The sequence below is a fragment of the Candidatus Nitrosocosmicus sp. T genome (assembly GCF_054408485.1).
Genome location: NZ_CP166992.1, coordinates 952,209 through 976,719 on the forward strand (window position 1 = coordinate 952,209; position 24,511 = coordinate 976,719).

General features: G+C 33.0%; 22 protein-coding genes and 1 tRNA gene. 15 read left to right on the top strand and 8 right to left on the bottom strand.

The window, feature by feature from the left end; translation table 11 throughout:
- The first annotated feature begins 728 nt into the window (after positions 1-728).
- From AB0A59_RS04945 to AB0A59_RS04955, 3 genes are all read left to right on the top strand, one after another.
- The gene (locus AB0A59_RS04945) at positions 729-1,022 is read left to right on the top strand and encodes a winged helix-turn-helix domain-containing protein (protein ID WP_458746987.1); all 294 of its coding nucleotides are present in this window, start codon (positions 729-731) and stop codon (positions 1,020-1,022) included.
- A 303-nt stretch (positions 1,023-1,325) separates the two neighbouring features.
- The gene (locus AB0A59_RS04950) at positions 1,326-2,465 is read left to right on the top strand and encodes a hypothetical protein (RefSeq protein WP_458746988.1); all 1,140 of its coding nucleotides are present in this window, start codon (positions 1,326-1,328) and stop codon (positions 2,463-2,465) included.
- Positions 2,465-3,091, top strand: coding sequence for a TetR/AcrR family transcriptional regulator (locus AB0A59_RS04955; protein WP_458746989.1), 627 nt, complete (start codon positions 2,465-2,467; stop codon positions 3,089-3,091). The genes AB0A59_RS04950 and AB0A59_RS04955 overlap by 1 nt, the downstream gene beginning before the upstream one ends.
- Positions 3,092-3,266: 175 nt before the next feature.
- Here the strand turns inward: AB0A59_RS04955 and AB0A59_RS04960 are convergent, their stop codons facing one another.
- Both AB0A59_RS04960 and AB0A59_RS04965 read right to left on the bottom strand, forming a co-directional pair.
- Positions 3,267-4,079 carry a hypothetical protein gene (locus tag AB0A59_RS04960; protein ID WP_458746990.1) on the bottom strand — a complete coding sequence of 271 codons (813 nt, stop codon included), beginning with the start codon at positions 4,077-4,079 and terminating at the stop codon, positions 3,267-3,269.
- Positions 4,080-4,693: 614 nt separating this feature from the next.
- Complete coding sequence (locus AB0A59_RS04965; protein WP_458746991.1) at positions 4,694-5,044, bottom strand: hypothetical protein; 351 nt, start codon at positions 5,042-5,044, stop codon at positions 4,694-4,696.
- Between the two features lie 232 nt (positions 5,045-5,276).
- Between AB0A59_RS04965 and AB0A59_RS04970 the strand changes: the two genes are divergently transcribed.
- Together AB0A59_RS04970 and AB0A59_RS04975 are read left to right on the top strand one after the other, a co-directional pair.
- Positions 5,277-5,705, top strand: coding sequence for a hypothetical protein (locus tag AB0A59_RS04970; RefSeq protein WP_458746992.1), 429 nt, complete (start codon positions 5,277-5,279; stop codon positions 5,703-5,705).
- 560 nt (positions 5,706-6,265) lie between these two features.
- Positions 6,266-6,544 (top strand): hypothetical protein, encoded by a 279-nt coding sequence (locus AB0A59_RS04975; RefSeq protein ID WP_458746993.1) that lies wholly within the window; start codon positions 6,266-6,268, stop codon positions 6,542-6,544.
- A gap of 735 nt (positions 6,545-7,279) precedes the next feature.
- On the opposite strand, the gene AB0A59_RS04980 is transcribed toward AB0A59_RS04975, so the two are convergent.
- Positions 7,280-8,047 (bottom strand): class I SAM-dependent methyltransferase, encoded by a 768-nt coding sequence (locus AB0A59_RS04980; RefSeq protein WP_458746994.1) that lies wholly within the window; start codon positions 8,045-8,047, stop codon positions 7,280-7,282.
- A 218-nt stretch (positions 8,048-8,265) separates the two neighbouring features.
- Here AB0A59_RS04980 and AB0A59_RS04985 point away from each other — a divergent pair, with 218 nt between their 5' ends.
- On the top strand, positions 8,266-8,946 hold the full coding sequence (locus AB0A59_RS04985; RefSeq protein WP_458746995.1) for an adenylate/guanylate cyclase domain-containing protein: 681 nt from the start codon (positions 8,266-8,268) through the stop codon (positions 8,944-8,946).
- Positions 8,947-9,234: 288 nt separating this feature from the next.
- On the opposite strand, the gene AB0A59_RS04990 is transcribed toward AB0A59_RS04985, so the two are convergent.
- Positions 9,235-9,335 (bottom strand) — tRNA-Ser (locus tag AB0A59_RS04990).
- A 1,298-nt stretch (positions 9,336-10,633) separates the two neighbouring features.
- Here AB0A59_RS04990 and AB0A59_RS04995 point away from each other — a divergent pair.
- The 5 genes from AB0A59_RS04995 (at position 10,634) to AB0A59_RS05015 (ending at position 15,895) form a co-directional block, all read left to right on the top strand.
- Positions 10,634-11,509, top strand: coding sequence for a deoxyribonuclease IV (locus AB0A59_RS04995; RefSeq protein ID WP_458746996.1), 876 nt, complete (start codon positions 10,634-10,636; stop codon positions 11,507-11,509).
- Between the two features lie 821 nt (positions 11,510-12,330).
- Positions 12,331-12,501 carry a hypothetical protein gene (locus AB0A59_RS05000; protein ID WP_458746997.1) on the top strand — a complete coding sequence of 57 codons (171 nt, stop codon included), beginning with the start codon at positions 12,331-12,333 and terminating at the stop codon, positions 12,499-12,501.
- Positions 12,502-12,578: 77 nt separating this feature from the next.
- Positions 12,579-13,262, top strand: a complete 684-nt coding sequence (locus AB0A59_RS05005) for a hypothetical protein (RefSeq protein WP_458746998.1) — start codon at positions 12,579-12,581, stop codon at positions 13,260-13,262.
- Between the two features lie 75 nt (positions 13,263-13,337).
- Positions 13,338-14,057 (top strand): YsnF/AvaK domain-containing protein, encoded by a 720-nt coding sequence (locus AB0A59_RS05010; RefSeq protein ID WP_458746999.1) that lies wholly within the window; start codon positions 13,338-13,340, stop codon positions 14,055-14,057.
- 368 nt (positions 14,058-14,425) lie between these two features.
- On the top strand, positions 14,426-15,895 hold the full coding sequence (locus AB0A59_RS05015; protein ID WP_458747000.1) for a glycine--tRNA ligase: 1,470 nt from the start codon (positions 14,426-14,428) through the stop codon (positions 15,893-15,895).
- A gap of 16 nt (positions 15,896-15,911) precedes the next feature.
- On the opposite strand, the gene AB0A59_RS05020 is transcribed toward AB0A59_RS05015, so the two are convergent.
- Complete coding sequence (locus tag AB0A59_RS05020) at positions 15,912-16,295, bottom strand: hypothetical protein (protein WP_458747001.1); 384 nt, start codon at positions 16,293-16,295, stop codon at positions 15,912-15,914.
- Positions 16,296-16,393: 98 nt separating this feature from the next.
- Here AB0A59_RS05020 and AB0A59_RS05025 point away from each other — a divergent pair, with 98 nt between their 5' ends.
- From AB0A59_RS05025 to AB0A59_RS05035, 3 genes are all read left to right on the top strand, one after another.
- Complete coding sequence (locus AB0A59_RS05025; protein WP_458747002.1) at positions 16,394-16,951, top strand: type 1 glutamine amidotransferase; 558 nt, start codon at positions 16,394-16,396, stop codon at positions 16,949-16,951.
- A gap of 77 nt (positions 16,952-17,028) precedes the next feature.
- Positions 17,029-18,003: a tetratricopeptide repeat protein gene (locus tag AB0A59_RS05030; protein ID WP_458747003.1), complete on the top strand. Its 975-nt coding sequence runs from the start codon at positions 17,029-17,031 to the stop codon at positions 18,001-18,003.
- Between the two features lie 56 nt (positions 18,004-18,059).
- A complete protein-coding gene (locus AB0A59_RS05035; protein ID WP_458747004.1) occupies positions 18,060-19,355 on the top strand; it encodes a hypothetical protein in 1,296 nt (431 codons plus the stop codon).
- Here the strand turns inward: AB0A59_RS05035 and AB0A59_RS05040 are convergent.
- From AB0A59_RS05040 to AB0A59_RS05050, 3 genes are all read right to left on the bottom strand, one after another.
- Positions 19,308-20,480 (bottom strand): glycosyltransferase, encoded by a 1,173-nt coding sequence (locus AB0A59_RS05040; RefSeq protein ID WP_458747005.1) that lies wholly within the window; start codon positions 20,478-20,480, stop codon positions 19,308-19,310. The two genes, AB0A59_RS05035 and AB0A59_RS05040, sit on opposite strands and share 48 nt — an antisense overlap.
- 181 nt (positions 20,481-20,661) lie before the next feature.
- Complete coding sequence (locus AB0A59_RS05045) at positions 20,662-21,033, bottom strand: hypothetical protein (protein ID WP_458747006.1); 372 nt, start codon at positions 21,031-21,033, stop codon at positions 20,662-20,664.
- 1,741 nt (positions 21,034-22,774) lie between these two features.
- On the bottom strand, positions 22,775-23,773 hold the full coding sequence (locus AB0A59_RS05050; RefSeq protein WP_458747007.1) for a coiled-coil protein: 999 nt from the start codon (positions 23,771-23,773) through the stop codon (positions 22,775-22,777).
- 340 nt (positions 23,774-24,113) lie between these two features.
- On the opposite strand from AB0A59_RS05050, the gene AB0A59_RS05055 reads away from it, so the two are divergent.
- Positions 24,114-24,509: a hypothetical protein gene (locus tag AB0A59_RS05055; protein ID WP_144730414.1), complete on the top strand. Its 396-nt coding sequence runs from the start codon at positions 24,114-24,116 to the stop codon at positions 24,507-24,509.
- Positions 24,510-24,511: the final 2 nt, after the last annotated feature.

Sequence of the window (24,511 nt, forward strand, 5' to 3'; positions counted from 1 at the left end):
ATGATATTTTACTAAACTAGTATGAATATATTTGAACCCTCTACGTTTTTGGCCATTTTCCCATATGTTTTCATCTCCTCTTTTCCAATCTTTGGAATAATATTGGTCACATATTGGTTGGTAAAGGATAAGAGATCGATAATTAGGAAAAAGTGATTTATTTACATCCACCTTGATTTTATCTCTATTCTCGACATAGCTCCGACAATTGGTAATTATTTTTGAATGTTTGTCTTTTTCAATGCTGCTCGTGTCCTAGTGATTTACGATCCTTATACAATAAACGAGAATGTATCGTCTATTCATCAGTAGTCTATTGTATAATAGTCAGATATCTTGGTTGGTTTAGGATTAAACAAATTATGCATAAATCGGATCATTATAATTTTGAAGTTGGGAGAGGAGGACAGTGAGGATGGGAGGACAGTGAGGATGGGAGGACAGTGAGGATGGGAGGACAGTGAGGATGGGAGGACAGTGAGGATGGGAGGACAGTGAGGATGGGAGGACAGTGAGGATGGGAGGACAGTGAGGATGGGAGACCGAGAGGCATAGGCTGGAGTGATCCTATCCTTCTTTTCAGGGTATGCTATTGGAAATGATAAACCAAGCAAAATGATTCTAACTAAGACTTTAATGGATAAGGGATGATCATAATTTGACCAATGAGTACATTTTTTTTTATCCTGTATTTAATTTAACCAAACATTTACAGTCATTGAATTCGTTTGTTAATAAAGGGAAGAGAAAGAGGGAAGACAAAGTATCGGGACAAGTGTCAAATCTTCTACCTAATTGTAAAGAGTTGTATAGGTAAATACCAAACCAAAAATAAACTTAGTTATTACAGCTCGTATAAAAGATTGAATGAATATCTGGCAGACTTGATGCGGTTGAATTTACTATTATTTGATGAAAAAAAACAAAGATTCATAGCAACTCCGAAAGGAAATGACTTTGTAAGAAAATACGATAACATCATAGAGTTTATCCCCACTTTTAAAAGAGACTATGAAATATAGTGTAACTTTTTTAAGATATTCTAGACTAATTCCATCATCTCTACACATCTGCTGAGGACTTTTCTTAATAACAATTCAATAACTTTTCTCTTTTTGGTCACATTGCGGTCTAAAATGTCATTATTAAAAAATTCATTTTGTGAATTAAATTCATATTATTTTGTTATCTGCTCATTTTAAAAAAGTTTAGATGGCTTAATTTATCGTGCAATAGGATTGTCTTAAATTTGACTCTCTCATATCTATAGTGATTTTGACTGACCAGTCAGTAATATTTATATGCTCTAAATTTGTACTACTTATATGGAACCAAAACTTGGCCTGTCTACCAGTGCTTTTAAATTTCCCATGATTATATTGATATTTGCATCCATTGGTTCCCTCCTGCAAATAGGTGGCGGTAATTGGGATGTTACTTCACATTTATTACTTATTCCTGAATCGTTTTTTACTCCTTCTCATGCCTTGCTTTACGCTGGTATAGGTATCTTGTCTCTTTCTGCTATCATGGGGGGTGCCATATTGATGAAATATGGTGAATTAAAGAAAACCGGTATGACTCTATCCTTTAAATTACTCATAATAGGATCTGCTTTATCAATTATATCCGGACCGAGTGATTTTATCTGGCACGAAACCTTTGGAGTGGATGGATTTCTCAGTCCGACCCATCTGATGTTAATTACAGGAATGCTAATCAATACCTTTGCTGTTGCAATTGGACTCTTTCGATTAAATTCTGTTGTCAAGACCGGTACTTTATATCAACTTGGGAGAATGTTCTTTGTTGCAGCTATGATAGCCTTATGGTTAAATTTGATATCTTATGTTTACATTTTTGCTTTGCCCATTTCTAATGGCGAACTATTTAATTTTAATTTGAATCCACTAGCGGAATCATTAATAGCGTTAGTACTATTGCCCTCAATTAATTCAGCTTTGTTCCTGTTTGTTCTAAGAAGTACGCATACTGTCGGGATTGCTAGTGTTATAGCAGCCGGAGTCATCTTGTTAACAGCGTTTACTAATATATTACCATCCCAAGCGCTTTCGAATTTACTTCCTTTTTACCTTCTAACGATTATTCCATTCATCTTGATTGACTTGCTGATTCATGACAAACTTCCATTAGGGAATAGAATAATTGGTAATAAACTCAAAGCTGTAATTTCTGGGGCTATTTCAGGTTCTCTATTTTATATTATGGGATATCCATTGCTTCCTTTGACGCTTTCTAATTACCTGACGCCCATTGATTTGGAACAGGTGGGATTTATAACAATTGTTGACATTCTTCCAAGTTTTATCAATTCTTTACCTGTGGTATTGCCCATAACCATTTTTATAGGTGCTATCTTTGGGATTTTATCTATCTGGATTTATGACAGAATCGAGGGCTACAAGGAAAGAAATTCCAAATCTAATCGAGTGATCGTTGAATAATGTGTGCAAAGGTTACTTTAGAACACAAGTTAGAAATACGAGATAGAATTGTTGCAGGTGCGCTCATTTCCTTTTCTAAAAACGGGTTTGATAAAACTAGAATGGATGACATAGCCGCTAAGTCGGGAGTGAGCAAGGGAACTATTTATATTTATTTTAAAAGTAAAGAGGAACTTTTCTATGAACTGTGTGAAAAGAACTTGGTTGCACTTAGAGAACAGTTATTTTCATTACTCGTTATCAATTATGAAGGTAACAATGCAAAGAATGATAAATTAATTTCTAATGCGAAAGGATTCTTTAATAGTTTTAGTCAAGTTGAAAATAGTTATATAATTTTTCTAGAAATTTTGTCAAAATCTACACGAAATAAAAAACTAAAATCAATACTATATTCTCAACATGAAAAGATCGTTACAAGTATGAAGGAACATATCTTGGACTCTATTAAGAATGAAAAAACAAGAAATTTTCCGGAAGAGAAAGAAATTGATAGTATGGTTATGAGCCTAATGACAGTTTACAATGGACTAATGATGAACAGACTTCTAGGGATAAAAGAAGAAACAAACAAGAAGACATGGGATGACAGCGTGAGCAGGATTATTGGGACTATGCGAAAGTAATTACCAAACTAGAATGTATGAAATAGTATTTGTAATAAAAAAATCAAAAAATTTTATAGTTTTAATATGTTGTTATTGAAAATTATACTAAAAATAGTAATCCGAATAAAAAACCCCTTGATAGGGAATGATTGTTTGCTAGCTTGCAAAGTCCATGATTATTAAATATATTTAATTATCGACGATTCCCCATGTCGCTGTGCTCGCCTCCACCGCCACTCTGTGGTGAAAAGCCTCCACCGCCACTCTGTGGTGAAAAGCCTCCACCGCCACTCTGTGGTGAAAAGCCTCCACCGCCACTCTGTGGTGAAAAGCCTCCGGCACTGTGCTGATGTGAAACGCCACTGTGATGAGCATATGTCCCACTGCCGCTTTGTTCTACATGATTACCCGTACTGTAGTTGGTATTGTGTGCATGAGTACCACTTGAATGATTATCGTAGGCGGTTCTGCTGTCTCCACGGTCATCATGGTTCACTTTGTTACCATTATCGTCATAATGGAATTTCTGGTTATGATTGTTGTTTGTATAATAGTACTTGTGACCGTCATTGTCGTACCAATAGTTTTGACCTTGAGCATTTGTATAATAATTATTACCACTTTCATCCTTGTAGTAAGAATTACCACTTTCATCCTTGTAGTAAGAATTACCACTTTCATCCTTGTAGTAAGAATTACCACTTTCATCCTTGTAGTAATAGTTGTTACCTCCATCGGAGTCGTCATCGCTGTCTTCATCGTAGTAAATTGGTTGACCATAATAGTCATAATCATCCACAACAGTCTCATTAACTACGTTTGGTACCGTTGCATTTTGTCCCAAAACACTTGTTTCTGTTGCATTTTGTCCCAAAACACTTGTTTCTGTTGCATTTTGTCCCAAAACACTTGTTGATGATCCTAACAAAGTTACTGTTACAAGAAAAATTGCAACAATACAAGTAAATATGAACCGGTTACCTAAAATCGATCTTTTATCACCCATTACCGTCATATGTTATAAATTGTATATAAAGATATTGAGAATAACTTCCTAAAGTCCAAAAAATGGACAAAAGATTTATCAAGTAACAAGGAATTTTTATTAGCTTTAATTATTATTTCTAATTCCTAGTAGTATTTTCACTTTTTAGAAATCTTTGTTTGATCTTTCCAAGACACATAAAGTAAGTCAACTAAATGCACATGTCTTGTGCTACTAAAAGAGAACGGATATAACAAAAGGACATAGGCGTAAAACATTTCTATGTTGTCATTTTAAACTTCCATAAACTATTCTAGCGTAAGCTATCTAAAATTATATCTGGCTAAAAGTCATGCACAAAGATTTTCTTTCTTTTATATAATATGTGACAAATACATTTGTTTTACTAAATAAGATATCTAGATGGATGCAGAACTATATACTCAATTTAAAAAGTTTTTCATAATCATTTCCTTAATAAAATATAACTGACGTCGGCTGATAAAATAAGCCATAGTTCATAACTAAATTTAAAAATACTATTTATGATGAGTGCTTTTACGCCAAGTACATTGTCAAGATTAGGGGATAAGATATACTGATCCAAGGCGGTTTGTTATGAAAATTGAGAGCCACTATTTGGGATTATCGATGGGAAATGATAACGTAGAGCGTATCAAATTAACAATCGGGATATATATACATTGATTATTGTTACCAATGGCATCTGTAAATTTAAAATCAGCTGTCAGTTTGTTTAATTCTATAAATTTTCTGAAAGGTTTTTCGGTTAGAACATGATAATGGGCAACAACACCACCAACCATGCCAGTATGAACAAATAGTATTTCTTTATCTTTGAACGTAATATGATAAAGCATTGGTGTAATGGCCATGAATGACTGTGACATGTACAATATGACATTTAACAAATCCTTCATATTTTCATATTGAAGATAAGTGGTAAACCATTCTCCTTGCGACATGCATTACCTTACAAGTCATACGATTATATATGTTACCTATATTTATTAATAGTGAGAAAAATCCATATTATTGATGGCTAAAAATTATGTAATAGTTAGTAGCATTTAATCAAAAGTTTTAGCAAAGACAATCCATACTACCAAATTCTTCATATGAGCATATATTCCAATAACAACCTGAATAGCCTAATTAGCACTGAATTTAATAATGACCAAATAATCATAGAATTAAATGGCTAGTTTCTTAAGACCTCCATTAGACTTTACAGTTTCAAGGGAAGATTGGTGTAGATATAATTTATCGGACGACTCCATTCTAAAGATTAAGTTAATAGCCACTAAAATCCGAAAAAAAAATAATGATTATAATATTGATATCCAAAATGTAATTGTGGTGTTATCAAATGAGCGAGGTCAAGCAGATTCTAAATCCTATACTCCACCCCAATTACAACAATCGATAACACATGATGTTAATTATACAACTATAACTCAAGATTGGAATGAATATATCGTTGATGATGGGGCGATTATAAAGGTTCAGCCCATGGTAACGAAAGTATCAAAAACATCAAAATTTGATCTTAATGGTGATCCTGTATACTTAGTTAATGTACAAGGTAATGTAGTAGTTGAGCTACCAAAACCAAAAAGTCAATAATATTTATTTGTCTGACTAATCTTTACACTTTCAATTTAGACGCTGATGTGGAGAAAACAACTGATGGAGCAATCATTCTTATTGATATTATTTTAAATAAATTAAACTCTGGTCACCTTTTCCAATGATTTCGGTAACCTCTGGATAATTCCTAGTTAATGATTGTTTAGGTTATTGAGTTCTAACGCAAAAAATTACTAATATATCCATGGATTTTAAGATTTTAAGATTGATATTAATAGGCTGTTTCCGAGAGTAAAGCTCCGGGAGAGGGATTTGAATTCCGCAGCAATACTTGACAAGACAGAATACAAATAAATTTCCAAACCATTTTGAAAAAATACTATTCTAAAGGGTCATAGAAATACAGAGAGGGCTATCAGAACCAAGTTTTTTTAGGATGAAATCTATTTGTAGTTTCTCAACACGTGAGATATGGGACAGATACGACATGAACCAATGGTGGGTTCATCAATTGTATTCTATTTAAGTTTTAAGTCGTTTTCTAATAGTACAATGTTCAATAAGAATATATAGTAAGACTTCTCTATTTATATTGATTGCAAACTCATACAAAAACAGGAATGTTAGGACAAACCCGTGCTAATGGAGAGAAAGAGGACTTGGAATGCAGTACTCGACAGCAGATGATGGATTACTATTATCTCAAATTCCAACATGATCATGGTTTTGTAATCGGAGATAATAAGTTAAAGCGTAATGTTGAAGTTATGATAGGTAAGCAAACTCTATATTGTTGTTTTCATGATACTCGCAATGCTTTACACGAATGTGAACATATTAAATTTATCAAAACGTTAGACGAAATACAAAATTAGTCTGCTAGTTTTTTTATTATAACCTTCATTCTTTTGAACCCTCGCACCCTTTTAATTTATTCATAAAAAGAATTTTCCGAATTATTAGATTTACAGGATTTCTCCATGTCAACTAGGCATTGGAAAAGAAGTTATTTGTAGAATTGGTATAGAAATGTATCCATGGGCTATATTTAATTTTTAATTAGATGATACTTAAAAATATTGGTAAAACTGACAAAGATCAAATGCCCTTACTCTCTATTAGTAATGCAATTATAAATTTTACTTACACTGAATTTGGCAAATATAGTCATGATTATTAACAATGCATTGGCGAGATGAAAATTTCTTTATCTAGGAGAATCAGAGTGAAGATTTTCAAATATTGTATACTAAATGTATTTCCGTTATTTAGAAATGAAAATTAATTATAGAATCGTTGTAATGTCGTTTTTCAAGAAATAAGAAGTACGTATAAAAACTCATATCAGATTATCGATTTATTTATCTATTTTCAAAGTTTAAAGCTAATCGAGTCTTCGGATACTACTCTGTCCGATTATCCAGCATATTAGATTCATAATACCCACAGGCTTGAAGGTACAGAACTTAACAATCTGCAAATTTGGAGTGCAGTTGGTGATAGGGCATACGTATTAACTTATGGCGCTATTCCCAAAGAATTTGATGATTCATTGCCTGTCATTCAGAATATGATTGACTCATTCGAAATACAAGAAATACTATAATTCCTTATTTCTTTGCTATTGTTATAAGGTATCCTAATCTCAATGCATTATCTGAAATATATGGCACCAAAGTTTTGATATAATCCTTTTTGAAGGATTCAATTTTATCTTTATCCAAGGAATTTATTACCTGAATCATAAAACCCGCTTTAGTGATTGTATCCTGCCAGTAGTGCTTCGGACTCAGAAGGGGAATACTAATTGTTTCTCTTTCAAAGAAAATGTCCTCAATACCTGGCAAAAGTTGTTTCACTCTTTCTGGCATTCCCCAGTTATAAGGCGAAAATGCTTCAGAAGATAATGTATTATATTTGGAAACAACTTCGGATAGTTTTCCGACAGCCAATTCTGGTGGCCAACTTGTGAATCCTAAGCGTCCACCTTTCTTTAAAACTCGTACCATTTCTTTACCTGCTAACCCTTGATTAGCTGCAAAAATGTGACCAAAGGTTGACAAAACAACATCAAAAGATTCATCTTCAAACGGTAGGTCCTCTGCATCACATTCTTTCCAGTCTATCCCGCTAATACCCGCAATTTTTTCTTCTTGTTTTGCCAATGCTAAAAGCTTGGGAGTAATATCAATTCCAGTAACTTTTGCTCCCATCCTTCGAGCAGTTATCGCTGTATTACCATATCCGCATGCTATATCCAAAACTGAATCGTCTGCTTGCAACTTTACAAATTTTGTCAATCGAGCAGATACCGGAGGAAAAAATTGGCCTCTACTTCTATAATCTCCTAAACTCCATATTTCTTTGGGACTATACAATTATAAATTCTACATTATGAAGTTAAATAAATATGAATACTATAATAAATTCGATAAGTTACTACATAGTAAATACAACTTCACCGACAGAGTATAATGTAGAGTAGTTTGAAAAGCGTCAAAAACAGAGCCATGTCAATTTGTTTTTAATGTCGTAAATAAGGAACCTGTAACATATTACAAACATTTAGATTCGTATAAGAGGATGAAAGGAAGAGATGATCAAAGATATTGATATTAGCAGGGATGAACTAGTGAAATATTTTGATTCAAACATTCTCAATATCTTGATGGACCATGAACAGCGAACATTGAAAAACAAATATCTTTCTGTTGTATTTTGGGATATCAGTGGATTTGCTAATTTGTGCAACAAGTTAGTTGATGAACCGTTCGCAATAAGTGAACTTTTAAAATTATATTTTCAAGAAGCAAATGATATTATTCATAGGTATGACGGAATAATCGATAAATTCATCGGAGATGGGGTAATGGCGTACTTTGGATATCCATCGGATGAAAAACGCGAAATTGCGTCAGCCGCAATTAATGCAGCTTTAGATTTGAGAGAAAAATTTGAAGATATCAAAGTATACTGGTTAACTAAATTTGTTGATAAATCAATTAGTTTAGAAGATGTATTTGTGAAATGTGGCATTCATAGAGGAAACGTTTTGTTTGGACTATTAGAAACTAAATCTAGGAATCAAATAACTCTTGTAGGCACTAATGTTAATTTCGCAAGTAGATTGGAAGGAATAGCAGAAAAAAATCAAATAGTTGTTTCAAAAGAGATAATTAATCTGATAGGAAATAATTATTATTTCGATACCATTACTCATGACATTCATGCATACGGAAAAACCGAAGTATTTGATATTAAAGGAAAAAGAGAGTAGAAAGATGCATCTTTGTTCTGAATCTTTTAGCCAACTAGTTGTTTATACTCGTAGTGTTATACCAGGGAGCTAGAAACCGGTAACTCAGCAAAGCAAATTTGATTCAAAATAAAGAAAATACAGAAATTTTTCTCTTAGGGTTTTAGCACAATTTTAGTAGTATTATCTTTGTCATTGTAAACCGATCATAAATTGCTAAATAATTCTTAATTCAGGATTTAAAAATGGACTATTTTTCTCGGTTAATGGAATTCCTACGACCCATCCATTTTGTATTCTCGAGTAAGGCGCCGGGAGAGGGATTTGAACCCTCGAGGCCCTCACGGGCCACAAGCTATTCAGTTTCCTAATTTCCAGGCTTGCGCCCTTCCAGGCTAGGCGACCCCGGCTTTTGATTAAATGATAATTGTCCTCTTTTTATGTATATCTAATATTAATTTATATTCTAAAATTAACTCATCTCTATCCTGTCAATCATCCGGCCTGATAACAAATCAAATTTATAAATCTTTGAATGGCCGGTGCTAGCTTTATGATCTTGGACATCTGAATAAAATAGAAAATTTTGATTACATTGAGTACAAACCCAAACAATATTTAGATCTTTATCATTCATCTCTTTGTCTAAGCATACGATTCAAACATACGATATAAGCAGTTTGAAAACAAATAATATTAATTTATTTTGATTATTCTTAAGTAAAAATATCTCCAATTATTATAACGATAAAGTGTAAATGACTATTTTAATACAGTGCTGTTTAGAGTGTTTATTACAGGATATTGCTATGTATTAATCAATCTCGTTTCACATTATATATAAAAGGTTTCCATAAATTATATAGTATATTCTTATTTTGTTGCTTTAATTATTTCAAACAGTATATATATTCAGATGATCGGGTGTCAACATAGCAGAACAGAATGAGTAGATTCAAAGAACGTTGATTTTTTGGATATCAAACTCATTTAAGTTGATTCCACACAGAGCAATACATTATAAAAGAAAATTCTTTTTAAACTTATTAAAAAAAATAAGGTTGCTCAATTGGAGTTATAATTTCCATTGTTACCTTTTAACCTTTAACAAAAAATCCTAAACCTTAGAAGTTCCAATTACTAGGAGATATTTGGAATATTTTTTCCGTATAATTATCAACGCTCGAGGGCACAGGGCCCAAATAACTCAATATATCAGACTTTTGAATTTAATCTTGCTAAAATAGTCCTTTAGAGAGTCCCAGATCATGCCGAATTCAATAGAGATAAATTCAGAGAAACTATCTTGTAGATTCTTTTAGCAGTTTAAAGAATAATAACTGCTAAATTATATGCGGATTAACTTATTTCGCTAGAAATAGCATACTTTTAGATGAACGTATTTCATCGGACATTGTAAGAGTATGAATAGGGTTAAGGAACTAGTTGTGGTACCTGCTTCCTCCTTTGTTCTTACCCCTAGGATTATGTCCGCTCGCAACCAAATGATCTGCCTTGTTTTTCAGTAGTTTAATAACATGAACAACTATCACATGCATAATGTTATTTTGCTAGAATTGAGAATACACCTATTATCCATTGCCACTATATTTGCATTTATTACCCTTTGTTTGCATAAGATAAATTCTCCGGAGATTTATTTCTAAATAATTAACTTATAAATTTCTGACATATAATTTTGTTTATAGTGGTTCTCAGATTAGGTGTCCACGTATCAATTGGTGGTGGTATTGCGAATTCGGTTGATAACGCATTAAGGATTGGCTGTTCGGCCTTTCAGATATTCACTAGAAGTCCAAGACAATGGAATACCAAGGAATTGACGCCGCAGGAAGCGGATATTTTCAAAGAAAAATTAACAAAGAGTCCAATAAATTCCGAATCCGTTGTAGTGCATATGCCATATTTGCCTAATCTATCTGGACCGAAAAGTGAAATGTATGAAAAATCCATATTAGTATTAAAAGACGAAATAACACGATGTAATATGCTTGGGATACCTTATCTTGTTATACATCTGGGTAGTCATCTAGGTCAGGGACCAAAAAATGGAATAAATCAACTTGTAAATGCATGTAGAAAATCATTGCATTCGTACAGCGACCTTGGTCTATCAAGAAATAAAGTAAAGATCCTTTTGGAAAATAGTGCCGGACAAAAAAATAGCATTGGAAGCCGGATTGAAGAAATCCAGAGTATATTTGATATCCTTGGGAAGAATGACTTTGGTTTGTGCCTCGATACCTGTCACTTATTTGCTGCAGGATATGATTTATCTAATAAAAGTGATGCTTCCAGTCTCATTGATAATGTAGATAGGATTATTGGTCTAGAAAATTTGAAAATAATCCATTTGAATGATTCAAAAGGCGACTTGGGGTCTAACCTTGATAGACATCATCATGTTGGTTTGGGAAAAATTGGCGAAAGTGGATTAAGATGCCTAATAAATAACAAGAAATTAAGTCAAGTTCCATTTATAATGGAAACACCTGTTGACTCTACAAGAAATGATGCTGATAATATAGATTTTGTTAGAAATGTGTTAAGTGATAGTCATTGATAATTGTGATTGCATAAATTTTTTGCTTTCACTTTTCCTTGAAAAAGTACTGGCTGAAAGAGTATATCTCATATTTGATTAACCAATTCTGTGTGTTGCTTGTTTTGGATGAAATAAACCAATGAGCAAAAGATAATGAATACGCGTTAATCAACGAGTATTGTTCGGTGTAATTTAGCTTTTGACAATAGTGCAATTATAGGAATCGATTATAGCATTTTGTTTGAACCAGGTGTTAATGCTGTTCAATATTGTAAACGCCAGCAAAATTCTGGATTTCAAAGATCGAATATTCCAAGTCCGAGTTTTTTTAGAAACCATAGATATTTTAAATGCCATCTTATAATTGATATTTATCCCAAATCCGTCGATAGGCTCAATGAAAAGAAGATAGTAAAGGCGTCTTTTGGAACTTATGCTCTGTAAACCCTAATTAATTGAAATGTCATGGCTTGTAAGAATGACTGACCAAATTAAGGAGCGTTACCCTTTGCAGAGCCTTTATTACCTTCCTAAAATAAAATTTAATGTTAACAATTATCATGGATGACGGGGGAGAATATTTTAATGAAAATAATACTGTGTTCTTTGTTTCACTTTTGTCTATCACTATCTCTATCAAGATTTTTATCAATTGATACACACACAACGAGCCTGGTTTAGCTGATTTCTGTTTTTGAATCAATAGTCAACTGGGATTTCAAAGAAGCAAGTAATTCAGGCTGGCTGAGATATCGTCAAAAATCTGTTTAGTCTAGTTGTTGAGGATTTAGTAGGGTTCATTTTTTTAAACTTATTAGTCGAGACAATCAAGTAGTCTTATGATTAGGATAAAGGAGGAGAAGCTTCATGCTAGACAATCGGAGAGAGTTATTCTTGTACTTGATAATCATAGCGAAATAATTTTTGATTCTTATCCTGTAGTTATTAAACCAAGTCACATGAAACATACTATTTATCAGGGATCAGTTTTGGAAAAAAAAACAAAATGAATCGCTGATATTTTTTTCTTATACTCTTTCTAATAGATGTATATAACATTTATATCATAATACCATAGGTTAGATAGATGGTCTCTCAAACTGATGAAAATAAATTCGATATGAAATTATCTGGCGATCAAAAAATCAACAATTTTGAAGGCCAAGATAATCCCGAAAGTGATGGGCTTATCAAAACCGAAGAACTGGTGAGAAAAATTCCATTGTTCAACGAAAAACTTGACGTTACTAAAAAAACAGAAAAAGGAAAGTTGGTAATTGAAAAGAAATGGATTACGGTTAAGAAGAAAATTGAGATACCATTAAAATATGAAGAGATATTCATAAATGGTAAGGTATTCGATTCTTTTAATGATAAAGAGCTAAGCGAAATATTCTCCCGAATTAAAAGTAAAATTTCTGATGTGTTTTTACATGAAAGAACAGATCTTGAAAACAACAAACAAGCTGAACCAGCAGGGAGTGAAATAGAAATTGTTTGCTTAGAACCAGGAGGAAAAGATTCTGATAAAAATATATCAAGTGAGAAACCATTAGCGCTTTCAGATGGAACGAAGGCAGACCATAATAATAACCAACAGATACTAGAGTTATGGGGAGAGGAAATCGTTATAAATAAGAAGATGGTAAAACTAGCCGAGATTGTACTAAAGAAATATCAGGTGGAAGAAAAACGAAAAATCGATGTTGAAGTTAGTCGAGAAAAACTTACTCTAAAATTTCCGGGTAATATAAAGGAAGAGATATTTTAATCTGGGATATAATAAATTATTGCTGTTAAAATCACAATCCATATTATTTTATATATCTTATTATAACTATAGAATGTGCATGTTAGTAACAATAACGATAATATAGATTGGACAAATGTTGTTAAAAAGGAAGTAATTGGCACCGACGGTTTGGATCTTGGAGAAGTTGTAGAGATTGGTGATAATTTTATTGTAGTACAAAAGGGATTATTGAACAAGAAAAGGTACATAATACCGATTTCAACCGCCGAGAGTTTCGATGGTGATATACTACGAGTTAAAGTTAACGAAAACGAATTATCTGGATATGAGGAAACAACTGAACCGAAGTTCAAAGATTATTCTACATTTAAATCATCGGATATGTCCAAGGAAATGGAAACTAAAATTCCTCTAATAGGAGAGAATCTAGTGGTGTCAAAAAAGGTCGTCGAGGATAATGTCGATATTATTAAAGAGCCAATTAAAGAAACAAGAACTGTTGAGATAGATTTGACTTATGAAAAAGTTAACATTGAACGTATACCTTTTAACAATGAAGAAAAAGGTACGAAAGATTCTCCTAATCAAAACCTAGGGGAAGGACGAACTGAAATTGAAAAACCAGTATCTTCGAGAACGCAAATTTCTATTCCGCTGAAAAGAGAGGTCCCAGTCATAATTAAGAATCCATATATTCGCGAGGAGGTAGTTATAAAAAAGAAGCCAGTAAAGGAGACCAAAATAATTACTGCTGACGTGACAAATGAGGAGGTTACTTTCGAAGACAAAGATCCCAATCAAAATATAACATAAAATTTGATTAAATTTAATCATCTGAATATTTAGCTTCAAGAATAGTCTAGCAATCTGACAAAGATTAAACTTAATTTGTTAACAAGAGAGGCCACGTTTTCTGTGGCAATTATTTAATAATAATGTGAGAGACCATACCTAGTATTGCTTATGAGATTCCCCTCTACCATTGTCTTTGATATCTTTGTTTTTGATCTGATTTTGTAATATTCAGAACTACTCAATATCATCAAAATCTCGATATAGAGTAATTTTTATTAAAATCGGTTCTGTTTTTTTTTATTTTTTTCATAAAAAAGATACCAATACAATATTTTTTTCCCACAAATAGATTTAAGGATCTGAATTTTCATATATGAATATTATCGATGAATACATATGATGAAATAATACAGTTAGCGCTAGAGCGAGGATTTTATTTTCCAAGTAGTGAATTATATTCTGATGCAAATGCAGGATTTTGGGAATATGGACCCAATGGTGTAAGAATGAAAAATAAGTTCTTGGAGCTATGGAGAAGAGAATTAGTTCGAAGAGACAACATGCTTGAAATTGATGGATCTCAAATAATGAGCAAAAATGTATTCATGGCTTCAGGTCACTTAACAAATTTTACCGATCCAGTTGTTAAATGTAAAAAATGTTCTAGCTCCTTTAGGGCAGATAAGCTGATACAAGAAGTGGCCAACATAGATGTTCCGGAAAGATTGGAAAATGAAAATGTTGATAATTTGATAATACAGAACAATATTAAATGTCCTCTATGTAAAGGTGAAATTTCTAAATCTGAAAGATTTAACATGATGTTTAAGGTAGAGATTGGACCAAATCGAGACGAGGCTTACTTACGACCTGAGACATGCCAGTCCATTTTTGTTGATTTCTCTAGAATATTTAAAGTTAGTAGGGGTAAATTACCTTTAGGTATAGCTCAGGTAGGTAAGAGTTTTAGAAATGAAATATCGCCAAGACAGGGACTTTTACGCCTTAGGGAGTTTTATCAGGCGGAGATCGAAGTGTTTTGTAACGCTGCAAAATTAGATGATTTTAGCAAATATGATGAAATAAAGAATACCACTTTGAGATTTTTTGATACTCGTATAGTGGAACTTTCCGTTGAACAAGCATTAGAACAAAAGATATTGCCAAATAAGTTAGTAGCTTATTATTTAGCATTACTCGTTGAGTTCTTTGATAAGACCGGGATAGACAAGAAAAGAACTAGACTCAGACGTTTGTCAGATCAAGAAAAGGCTTTTTATTCTACAGTTGCATTTGACTTCGAGGTTGATACGTCCATAGGATGGTTAGAATTAGTTGCTTGCAACTACCGCTCAGATTACGACCTAAAGTCTCACTCAGTAACTAGTAAGACTAATCTTGAAGTAATGGATGACGATACTAAAGTATTGCCACACGTATTTGAACTCTCTCTGGGGGTAGATCGGTGTATTTACTCTATACTAGAACATTCGTATTTTGTAGATAGGGAGAACGATGATCGAGTTGTCTTGAAATTAAGACCATATCTTTCACCTATTCACGCAGGTATACTTCCACTAGTAAAGAAACAAGAGTTTAAGGATAAAGCATCTAGGATTCTATCCAATATTCAAAGAGATTTTGATATTTTCTATGATGAATCTGGCTCAATCGGACGTCGTTATCGTCGTCTTGAAGAAATCGGAACACCTTTTGCCTTTACTATTGATCATCAAACACTTGAGGATGACTCCGTAACAGTCAGGTTTCGCGATTCTATGAAACAGGAGCGGATTAAGATAGATGCTGCGCACTCATTTCTGACCAAACACATATTTTCGTTTGACGTGATCTGAGATATTTGAAATCTGACTACCAATAAGCGCTATCTGTTTCATCTATTTGATTTTTTTGTGTGTTTTTATTTTTACTATCTCCTCTATCTTCCTTCTCTTTTTTTTGTTTTACATGTTCAATATAATTCATAATTAGCGATTCTTCCTTGAAGATCCCTTCGGCTGCAATAACAGAAGGGGCTTTCGTAGTTGGTAACTCTCCGCAACAGCTTTCTTCAAATTTCTTTATGTGATATTTTACGAATTCTATCTTATTATTTTTGAACAGTTCTAGTATCTTTTGTGACTGGGGTGAATCATCCACCAATATTATCGGCTTTCTGGCTCTCAATTTGATCCCTGGTATCAATATTACAAGGGGACAATTGCAATAATATTTTATCGATTGTATCATGATCAAATATGTAACTCTCTATTTTGAGTTTGATTCATAGGTTAATAGCAAACTAAAAATAATTTCGATTTATATAATAAGTCTAAACACACTTGAAAACACTTTTGATAAACAACTTTTCACCGTACATTTGTGATATTGTAGAATTATTAAATGAACTTGAAAATGATTTTGAATGCTATGATTGTAATCAAATCCATGCACTTGACGCCCATTTAGAGTTGCTACAGCGATTTGATAGCGTCATATTGTCAGGACGACAACGAAACTCCTCCCTTATCAACAAGATTAATTCTCGTATTGTGAAGGGTTGTCTAGTATTAGACAAACCATTGTTGGGAATTTGTTATGGCGGGCAGATTCTAGGATTGACTCTAGGTTGTACATTAAAGAAAATTCAAAAGATTAGAGATACAATTAAAATTGATCTGTTAGAACCGACGCCAATACTTGAAGGTTATAAATCGGTTAAGATGTATGAGAGTCATAATTTTTGTATTTCAACCCTGTCTGATGATTTTAAGTTACTTGGAACATCTTCTCACTGTGATAACGAATTATTCTGTCTTAATAAAAAACCACTATTTGGTACACAGTTTCATCCTGAAAAAAGCGGCAAACCTGGAAAGCACCTTTTGGAGAATTTCCTCAATATACATTAAGATGTACACAAGCATTTTCTAACCATTCATATGAATTAACATTATGATTTTTATTTACTATCTAGTATAGTTACGGTGTGTACAAGAATGAAAAAGATAATAATATACAGATAACACTTCCCCTTGTTAGCAAAAATGAAGATAATGTAGTTTTTCCACTTGTATTAAATGTATTAACGAAATTCTGGGGCGAAATGACACCAGATGAAGATATTTTACAGAGATCTACACAATATACGAGTCATAAGGGTACCATTTTTATAGAAGGGTTAGAAATAATTGAAGAAAGATTCAATTTATTATCCAAAGTATATCAGGGCTCTTTAGATGATTTGAAGAAACGACTTGGTCAAGGAATCCCATTAATCGTTATCTTACCTGGTATAAATGAGACGATTCAATTTGCTACCATCGTGACTGGTTATGATCCTGAGGAAAAAAGATTACTAACTTATGTCCCTGAACCCGATTCATTTGGAGCCATACCGGAAGAAAGATTTTTTAGCGAATGGGCACAGGAGGATTATTTAACCATGATGATATATCCAGAGGATGCCAAAGATATACTCAAAAATAGCTCTTTTAAGTTTGAAAAAACGAATCGAATTTCTTTAGAAGTCGAAAGACTAAAAATCAAAGGTAAAACTAAAGAAGCTCTAGAATTGCTTACAAATACATTTAACAATTTTGTAGATGAGAAGGATAATCCACAATTATTGTTAATGATGGCCGGAATTCTTAATGAGCAAGACGATGAAAAATGTGTTGAACTTTATCAAAAAATTATAAAAATAAATCCAAAATTTTATTTGGCCCATAGAGGATTGGGAAACTATTACCTAAAGAGGAAAAACTATCTGCAATCGAGACAACATTATTTGGACGCCATAAATATTAGTCCATCACGCTACGGACCGATTTATAAGAATCTGGGTATTGCATACTTAAACCTCGGTAATGAAACTTCTGCAAAAGAATCGTTTAGGGAATATCTTCAACGTGTACCTAATGCCCCCGATAGCAAGAATATTCTTGATTTCATAAATTCATAACTGTTTCTCTTATAGATGAATGTTCTTGTAATCCATCTGGTTTGTATGATTCTAAAATGAGTAACACCAACTTTACATTATCCGCAGACAATAGAAAAGCTATCGTGATAGAGTCCACATTTAAATCTATTTCATTTATAAATTTATTAAAAAAATCAGCCACTGCCTTGCTCAGTTCTTATAAATACAAAATAAAGTCCATCAAAAAGGAGGGATATTACATAATCATATTCTTAGATAACGATTCACAACTAGTTCAAGCTACTGAGATATTAGGGAAGTTGGCGGGAATATCTTATATTTTTATAGGTATAACGAAAAAACTTCAGTATGATACTTTATCTAGTAGCGCCTTATCAATTGCAAATAAGTTCTTAATGGACGGTGAAAAATATCTGGTCAAGATAGAAAGTTCAAAGTTGACCAAGCCCAGAGATGGTGACTTCATATATAATAAATATGATCTTGATTTCTTTCTTCAAAGTGAATTATCCAGCAAAGCAAAGGGCCTTGTTTCTGTAAAAGATGAGTCTCAAGCAGACAAAATATTGTACATCCTTATTGGAAACAAAATTGCATTCGTGAGCTTATTGGTGCTTAAGGGCTCTGATCGTACTCCTTTTAATTATGTACAGGAAATGGTGGTATGTCCTCTTTATGACGATTGCTCCATGTTGTCGCTAGTGCAAGTTTTAGATTCAGGGTATATGCCTATACCGATATTTTTCTTTTCAGATCGGCTTCAACTAATAAAACAATTGAGAAAATTTGATGTAATAATTAGGAATTACCCCATCGACTCAATTACTTTCTATTTATTCTCTATGACGGTAATTGTTGAATCAGCATCTTTAGAAACTGCCAACATCGTATCAAAGGAGCGTGGTCTGTCCAAGTACAAGGACAGGTACAAGTACAAGGACAAGGACAAGGACAAATGGAATCAAATTCAGCACTTAATTTATGAGCAAGTTATTATCAAGATTTTAGTTGATTCAAATTTTGAATCCTTTCTTGTTAGTTTTCCATTTGTTCCCTACATTCATCCTAACTGGTTTATTCAGAAAAACATTAGATTGTTCCATCAATCAGAAAAAATGCTTCTCACACCCCTTCTTTTTAGGTTTCCTCCTGGGCTGTTAGAAAGAGAATTAACAAAATTAATAGACCCAAATTATACTAGGAATTCCGCCACCTCTTCTATACAAAATTATTTAATTGACAGCGAGCCAAAGGATTTTGATAAGATTGTGACCGAGTATGCAAACCCCAATAGAGACTTAATTCGTAAGAAGAAATTTTCATTAGATGTAAGAAAGAACGATATCCTTGATGTTTTGAATACCATCTAGTTTATTACTAATTTTCATTAAATTCAGTATTCTGTCTTCATAGGAGCTATTACAAATCAATTCGTTTAATACATTGACAAGGGTGGTTTGATTCATTGTTTTTGAATCAATCGTCTTGCCTATCCCGAGTCTCTCAATCTTGGATGAATTTGACAGTTGCTCTCCGTGACTCTCAATAGGAATAGATAAAATTGGCTTTCCATATTGAATGGCTTGCGATATAGCAGTGTGTCCACCACGCATAATAATGACATCCGAAAGATAAAATATTTCGTCTTTGTATGGACACCATTCAAAATACCACATATTGCTAGAAATTTTTCTTGGTACTATACTGCCGCTAGACTTTCCTTCAGAGAAAACAAATTGAATTGAAGGCTGCTTCTTAAAAAGATCAATGAGCTTCATTATTATCGGTATCCTTGTACCCGTAGGTCCACTAATGTGGACAAAAACAAGCGGTTTTCCATTTTCAAACTGTAGATCTGCCTTAGCTTTGGAAATACTATCTTCAGTAATTTTTGCCCTAGGGGTTACAAACCCTACATAATCTAATTTTGATTTGATTGATTTTACGGAATTTATTGTACTTTCTGAAATGGTGTATGGTGGAGGCAAATCTGGTATCAGGATTCTGTCTGACATTTTCCACATTCCTCCCATAAGCTCACCATTACAAGTCTCGAAAAATCTTCCAGCCTTGAACTCTCGCAATCTGGGAGTTAGTAGAAGTTTAATCTGATTAATTATTAAGATCTTTGGTATGTTTAATATTTTAGCGGCTATAAGCGGGGATAATCGAGAATCAGATATCGCTATCTGGGGACCAAAGTTCTTCATATATTTTATTTCCTTATTCACTTGGACAGGTAAATTGACAAGCCATTGTGGTATTTTATTTATATTATTTTTGACTGAGAATTGCCCATCCTTTCCCCACATAAATTCCACTGGGGGAACTTTTTTACACTCAAAGCCTTGTCTCTGTATATAGTTGCGCGCCTCACCAAATGATGAGAAGAGCATTTCAATGCCGGGTCTTTTTATATTCTCTGCTAATATTAAGAGTCTGCTGGCGTGGCCTAAGCCAACGCCATATGGTGCCAGATAAACCCTTTGCATCATAAAGACGATTTTTGAAGAGACTAAAAAGTGTTCAGATAAACAATTAAACAGGTCCCTCACTGGTGCAACCATGAGTAAGGGCGAAATCGATAAAAAGTCTAGTTTGGAACACTAAGGCTTTGGTTTCTTAGTTATATTAACAAGATACTATCACGGGCTTTTACAGACATAAATATACACCTTATTCGTTAATTTTTTTACCATTTGTTTTGATTTTGGAAATTTCAGGGATCATCCAGATAAATTTTGTGTGAATACAATTATTTGATTGATCTGTTTCACATTGCAATTCACCATTTACATAGAACACATCAACTAGAATTTTCTTTTTGACATCCTTTAAGGTTATTCTATTTCCTTGATACGAATCGACTGATAAGGAGGGCGCAACCCGTGATAGAAATTCCTCTTTCTCTAAATATACTTGTAAAAAATCGTTTACATATTCCTTAATATTAATACGCTTTTGGATTGCTCTTTGTTTCATCTTTTCATAATTCTCAACAAAGATCTCAACCGTAACTACGCTTCTTCCTCCCCTCTTGACGGGCATAAATATGACAGCATGTGCTTCCGTTTAATAATTTCTATTAACATATGAAAATATATTATTCGATATAGTTATATATTATAACATGTTTATACATGTTATAATATGTTAATTAAACGGATATTTTTGTTTCAGCTGACTCTGTCTCTTAAGCAAATAAAAATAAAGGAAATAAACCCAATCAGGAAATTAGCCCGCAACAATCGGAAGAAAATACGACGTGGATTAGAAGAATTTAGTGGGAATAATATCGTCATGAATCAATGGTTAAGATTAAAAAGGTTATGTGAGCTCCTTCATTGCATCGTCAATTTCCATGGAAATAAAACCTATGATCCATTGACTGTGTTTACACTATCCCTATTGCTTTTGAAAAAGTTGTTGCTAATATTAGTATTTGTCATCTGTAAACTAATGAACGACCTTTTAGACGAATTAATTAAAGGAAATTGAAACCTGACATTTTGATGAAGAAGATGAATGGATTGACATTTGCTGGCCGACCAAGTTATATGACGAAGCCTGTTAGGGCAATGAGATGATTAACGGACTTATCCTTCTGAGGGCAAATACCCTACACTAAAAATATAATCTGCTTGATGAAGCAAATAACCCAAACTATGCTCAACCCTACAGTTTTGAGGGAGAGGGGTGGCGTCAGCGGCTTGGGCTAGAGTATAATCGCTACAGGTGTTTTCAATTAAATCATTTAAGACAATGGCAGTCGACGATGTTAAAAAGTCATATGACAGATTATACCCGCAAATTGGATTGAACGAGCAAGAAAATGACTATTTGATATATTAGGGGGTTATTCTTTTATCCATAAGGAATCTTTCTGCTGAGTCTTTGAGCATTATATACATTATTTATATACTAAACATTTAATAAAATTTTTATCAGATAGCATTTAATATATGAAAATACTTAGAACGTAAAGGACATTTTCTATAAGTAATAGCCCAAGGTTTTAATTTTTAAAGTTTATCTGAAATTATATTTAAGCGATCTATATACATTATAATTTGGATAATTGATTATGCTTTGGTGTCGTCTAGTGTCTCTAGATGTCTCTAAGTGTCAGCAATTTAAACAACCAAGTCCAAAACGGGAATAAAAGTCTCAATATATTATATAATCAAGTCGTTAAAGGGATCTCCGGGGTCGTCCTAATATTAGTACATTGTTTGATCATAAAAGGTCAATTGCTATAGGCGTAGAGTCTTGTAATAATTGCGCTCACGATGTCATTCATAGTCAAGGTTCATAGACTTTTTGTTTTAAGCGTTAAATCGTGTTTTTAAGATATTTAAAATTAATTGATTTATCTACCTTGGTTATCTTTTGTAAATTTATTGCATCTCTATCTATTTCAAAATATCATTGTATCTATCCCGATGATTTCATTCTAAAGTTTGATTCGCTAGTTATTTGATTATTTAATAGTATTATATTTATTCTATTGCCGTACTTGTTGAAAATCTGGAATCAATATGGAATATCATGATTTCTCTTATTATTTTCATTATGCTAGGTAGTAAGCCTTCTGCCGATCGCAGGACGCTATTATATGAATCATCAAGTCCCATATTAAGGAGCATTGAAATTTGGTTAGCAATATTTTTAAAAAAATATAGATAAGAATTAAACTAGTATATGCTTAAAATAACGTCTTCAGCTTTCAAAGCATACAATTAGCATAGTCGTAAAAAATTAATAAATGATTTACCCTAACTATTCATTATTAGTCAGATTCTTCTGCATAAATCAATTTCATTTCATCGAAGGTAAGTTTTTCTCCGCTCGACATTTTCTTCATGGCAACTTCTTTTAACGAATTCCACAAGTCTTGATTTTCTCTGTTCTTGCGCATCTTGTCTTGAGGTATTTCATGCCTGGTCTTTCTTTCTGGGCTATAACGTCTTTGTCTTTCTGAAGAATGCTGTAACCTGTTTCTCTTAAATTCAATAGCATTCAGTTGGGTATCTACCATTTCGATTTTTGCCCCGGCTTCTCTAACCCTATGAATTACACCTCGTCTTTGCTCGTAAAGTTCTTCCCTTGTATTCAGCAATTCATCTAAATTTGACTTTATTTTGCCAATTATCTTTCCTACATCAGCTTTTTGATCAAATATATCATTCATTTTTCCCTTTATGTCCTCAAACTTTGTTGCCATTGACTTGTAGGTGTCTTCCTTCTTGTGAATAACACGTAATGCATGTAACCTAGTAGCTATTTCCTTTGATTTTAAGACCAACCTCCTTTCTTCGTCCTTTGATAATTTCTTTGTTTGAATGTCTCTCTCTATTTGCTCTAGTGCCTTTGTTAAATTGGATATATTGTACTTGTCTCGTCTTGCTCTTGGACCTCCGCTAGAAGCTTTGGTATCCAGAGATCTCATTCTTTTCCTTTCTTCAATCAGATTGTTTTTTAGCTCTGTAAATTTTGCATAATCTGCATCCTTTACTTCATTAATTTGTTTAAGTTTTAGCCTTTCAGCTTCTAACTTTACTCTTTCTTCGTCAATAACCTTCTTTGTCTCTTCAATCCTTTCGTTAATTTTCTCAATTTGGGTTTCCCCTACTTTTTGCTCTTCTATTAACGACTTTTTGAAATCTAATAGAGTTTTTTGATTTGAATCTATTGCATTTTCTGATCTATTGTCTTTTTTTGTCGTAGAAGCTGAAGCTGCAGCAGAAGGAGCTGTAGCCGTATTTCCACTGTTCTGTTCTTGAACCACGCCGCTTATAACCTGTTAAAATATGCAAAGATATATTTTTTTTCATTTCATTTTAGTAACCTTTTTTGCTATTGAATGATGAAACATGATTTATGGCTCACTGTCAACATTATTGATTAATAGGTCTGTGCAAAGGCGATAATATTTCTAATAGAATGATGGTTAATAATTGACTTCATTAACTGACCATCAAGGCAGATAGAATAGAAGAGAAAAACCCAGTTCCAAGTCTATCCTCATTTCTTTTTTTAGTACCGAGAAGCAGCATATTCTCGAAGAGCGTGAATAAGGTATATACATATATTTATATTCTATCTTGTGGATTAATATATGAGTTAGAATGGATGATTTTGATAAAGATTTTCCAGGGTTTGATTGGAAAAATACTCCAGCTTATAAACATCCAGGAGGAAAAGACTGTCCTTGTCCAAAGCATGAGTATATTAGAGAGCAAATTAATGTTGCCAAGACTTTAAATACAAATAGTAAAAACGTAGATACCGATAAAAAACCTACTTCAAATGTTACCCTTAAATTTTGCCCTGATCATTATAATGTTTATTTCAAAGAGGTGATTCCTGCAATGCCTTTAAAATATAGAATAATTACCAAAATCGCATTGAAATTGGGAGCCGTTGTAATACAGCAAATTCCTTATATGATGTCTGATAAGTGCTTTTATTGCAAATTTGGTTCGGGCGGCTTCGATAAGAAAGTAGAACTGCCACCAATTTAATC

Coding starts and splice junctions, on each gene's coding strand:
- AB0A59_RS04950 (WP_458746988.1), top strand. CDS start 1,326: ATGGAACCAAAACTTGGCCTGTCTACCAGTGCTTTTAAATTTCCCATG.
- AB0A59_RS04955 (WP_458746989.1), top strand. CDS start 2,465: ATGTGTGCAAAGGTTACTTTAGAACACAAGTTAGAAATACGAGATAGA.
- AB0A59_RS04960 (WP_458746990.1), bottom strand. CDS start 4,079: ATGGGTGATAAAAGATCGATTTTAGGTAACCGGTTCATATTTACTTGT.
- AB0A59_RS04965 (WP_458746991.1), bottom strand. CDS start 5,044: ATGTCGCAAGGAGAATGGTTTACCACTTATCTTCAATATGAAAATATG.
- AB0A59_RS04970 (WP_458746992.1), top strand. CDS start 5,277: ATGGCTAGTTTCTTAAGACCTCCATTAGACTTTACAGTTTCAAGGGAA.
- AB0A59_RS04985 (WP_458746995.1), top strand. CDS start 8,266: ATGATCAAAGATATTGATATTAGCAGGGATGAACTAGTGAAATATTTT.
- AB0A59_RS05000 (WP_458746997.1), top strand. CDS start 12,331: ATGATTAGGATAAAGGAGGAGAAGCTTCATGCTAGACAATCGGAGAGA.
- AB0A59_RS05005 (WP_458746998.1), top strand. CDS start 12,579: ATGGTCTCTCAAACTGATGAAAATAAATTCGATATGAAATTATCTGGC.
- AB0A59_RS05015 (WP_458747000.1), top strand. CDS start 14,426: ATGAATACATATGATGAAATAATACAGTTAGCGCTAGAGCGAGGATTT.
- AB0A59_RS05035 (WP_458747004.1), top strand. CDS start 18,060: ATGAGTAACACCAACTTTACATTATCCGCAGACAATAGAAAAGCTATC.
- AB0A59_RS05040 (WP_458747005.1), bottom strand. CDS start 20,480: ATGATGCAAAGGGTTTATCTGGCACCATATGGCGTTGGCTTAGGCCAC.
- AB0A59_RS05045 (WP_458747006.1), bottom strand. CDS start 21,033: ATGCCCGTCAAGAGGGGAGGAAGAAGCGTAGTTACGGTTGAGATCTTT.
- AB0A59_RS05055 (WP_144730414.1), top strand. CDS start 24,114: ATGGATGATTTTGATAAAGATTTTCCAGGGTTTGATTGGAAAAATACT.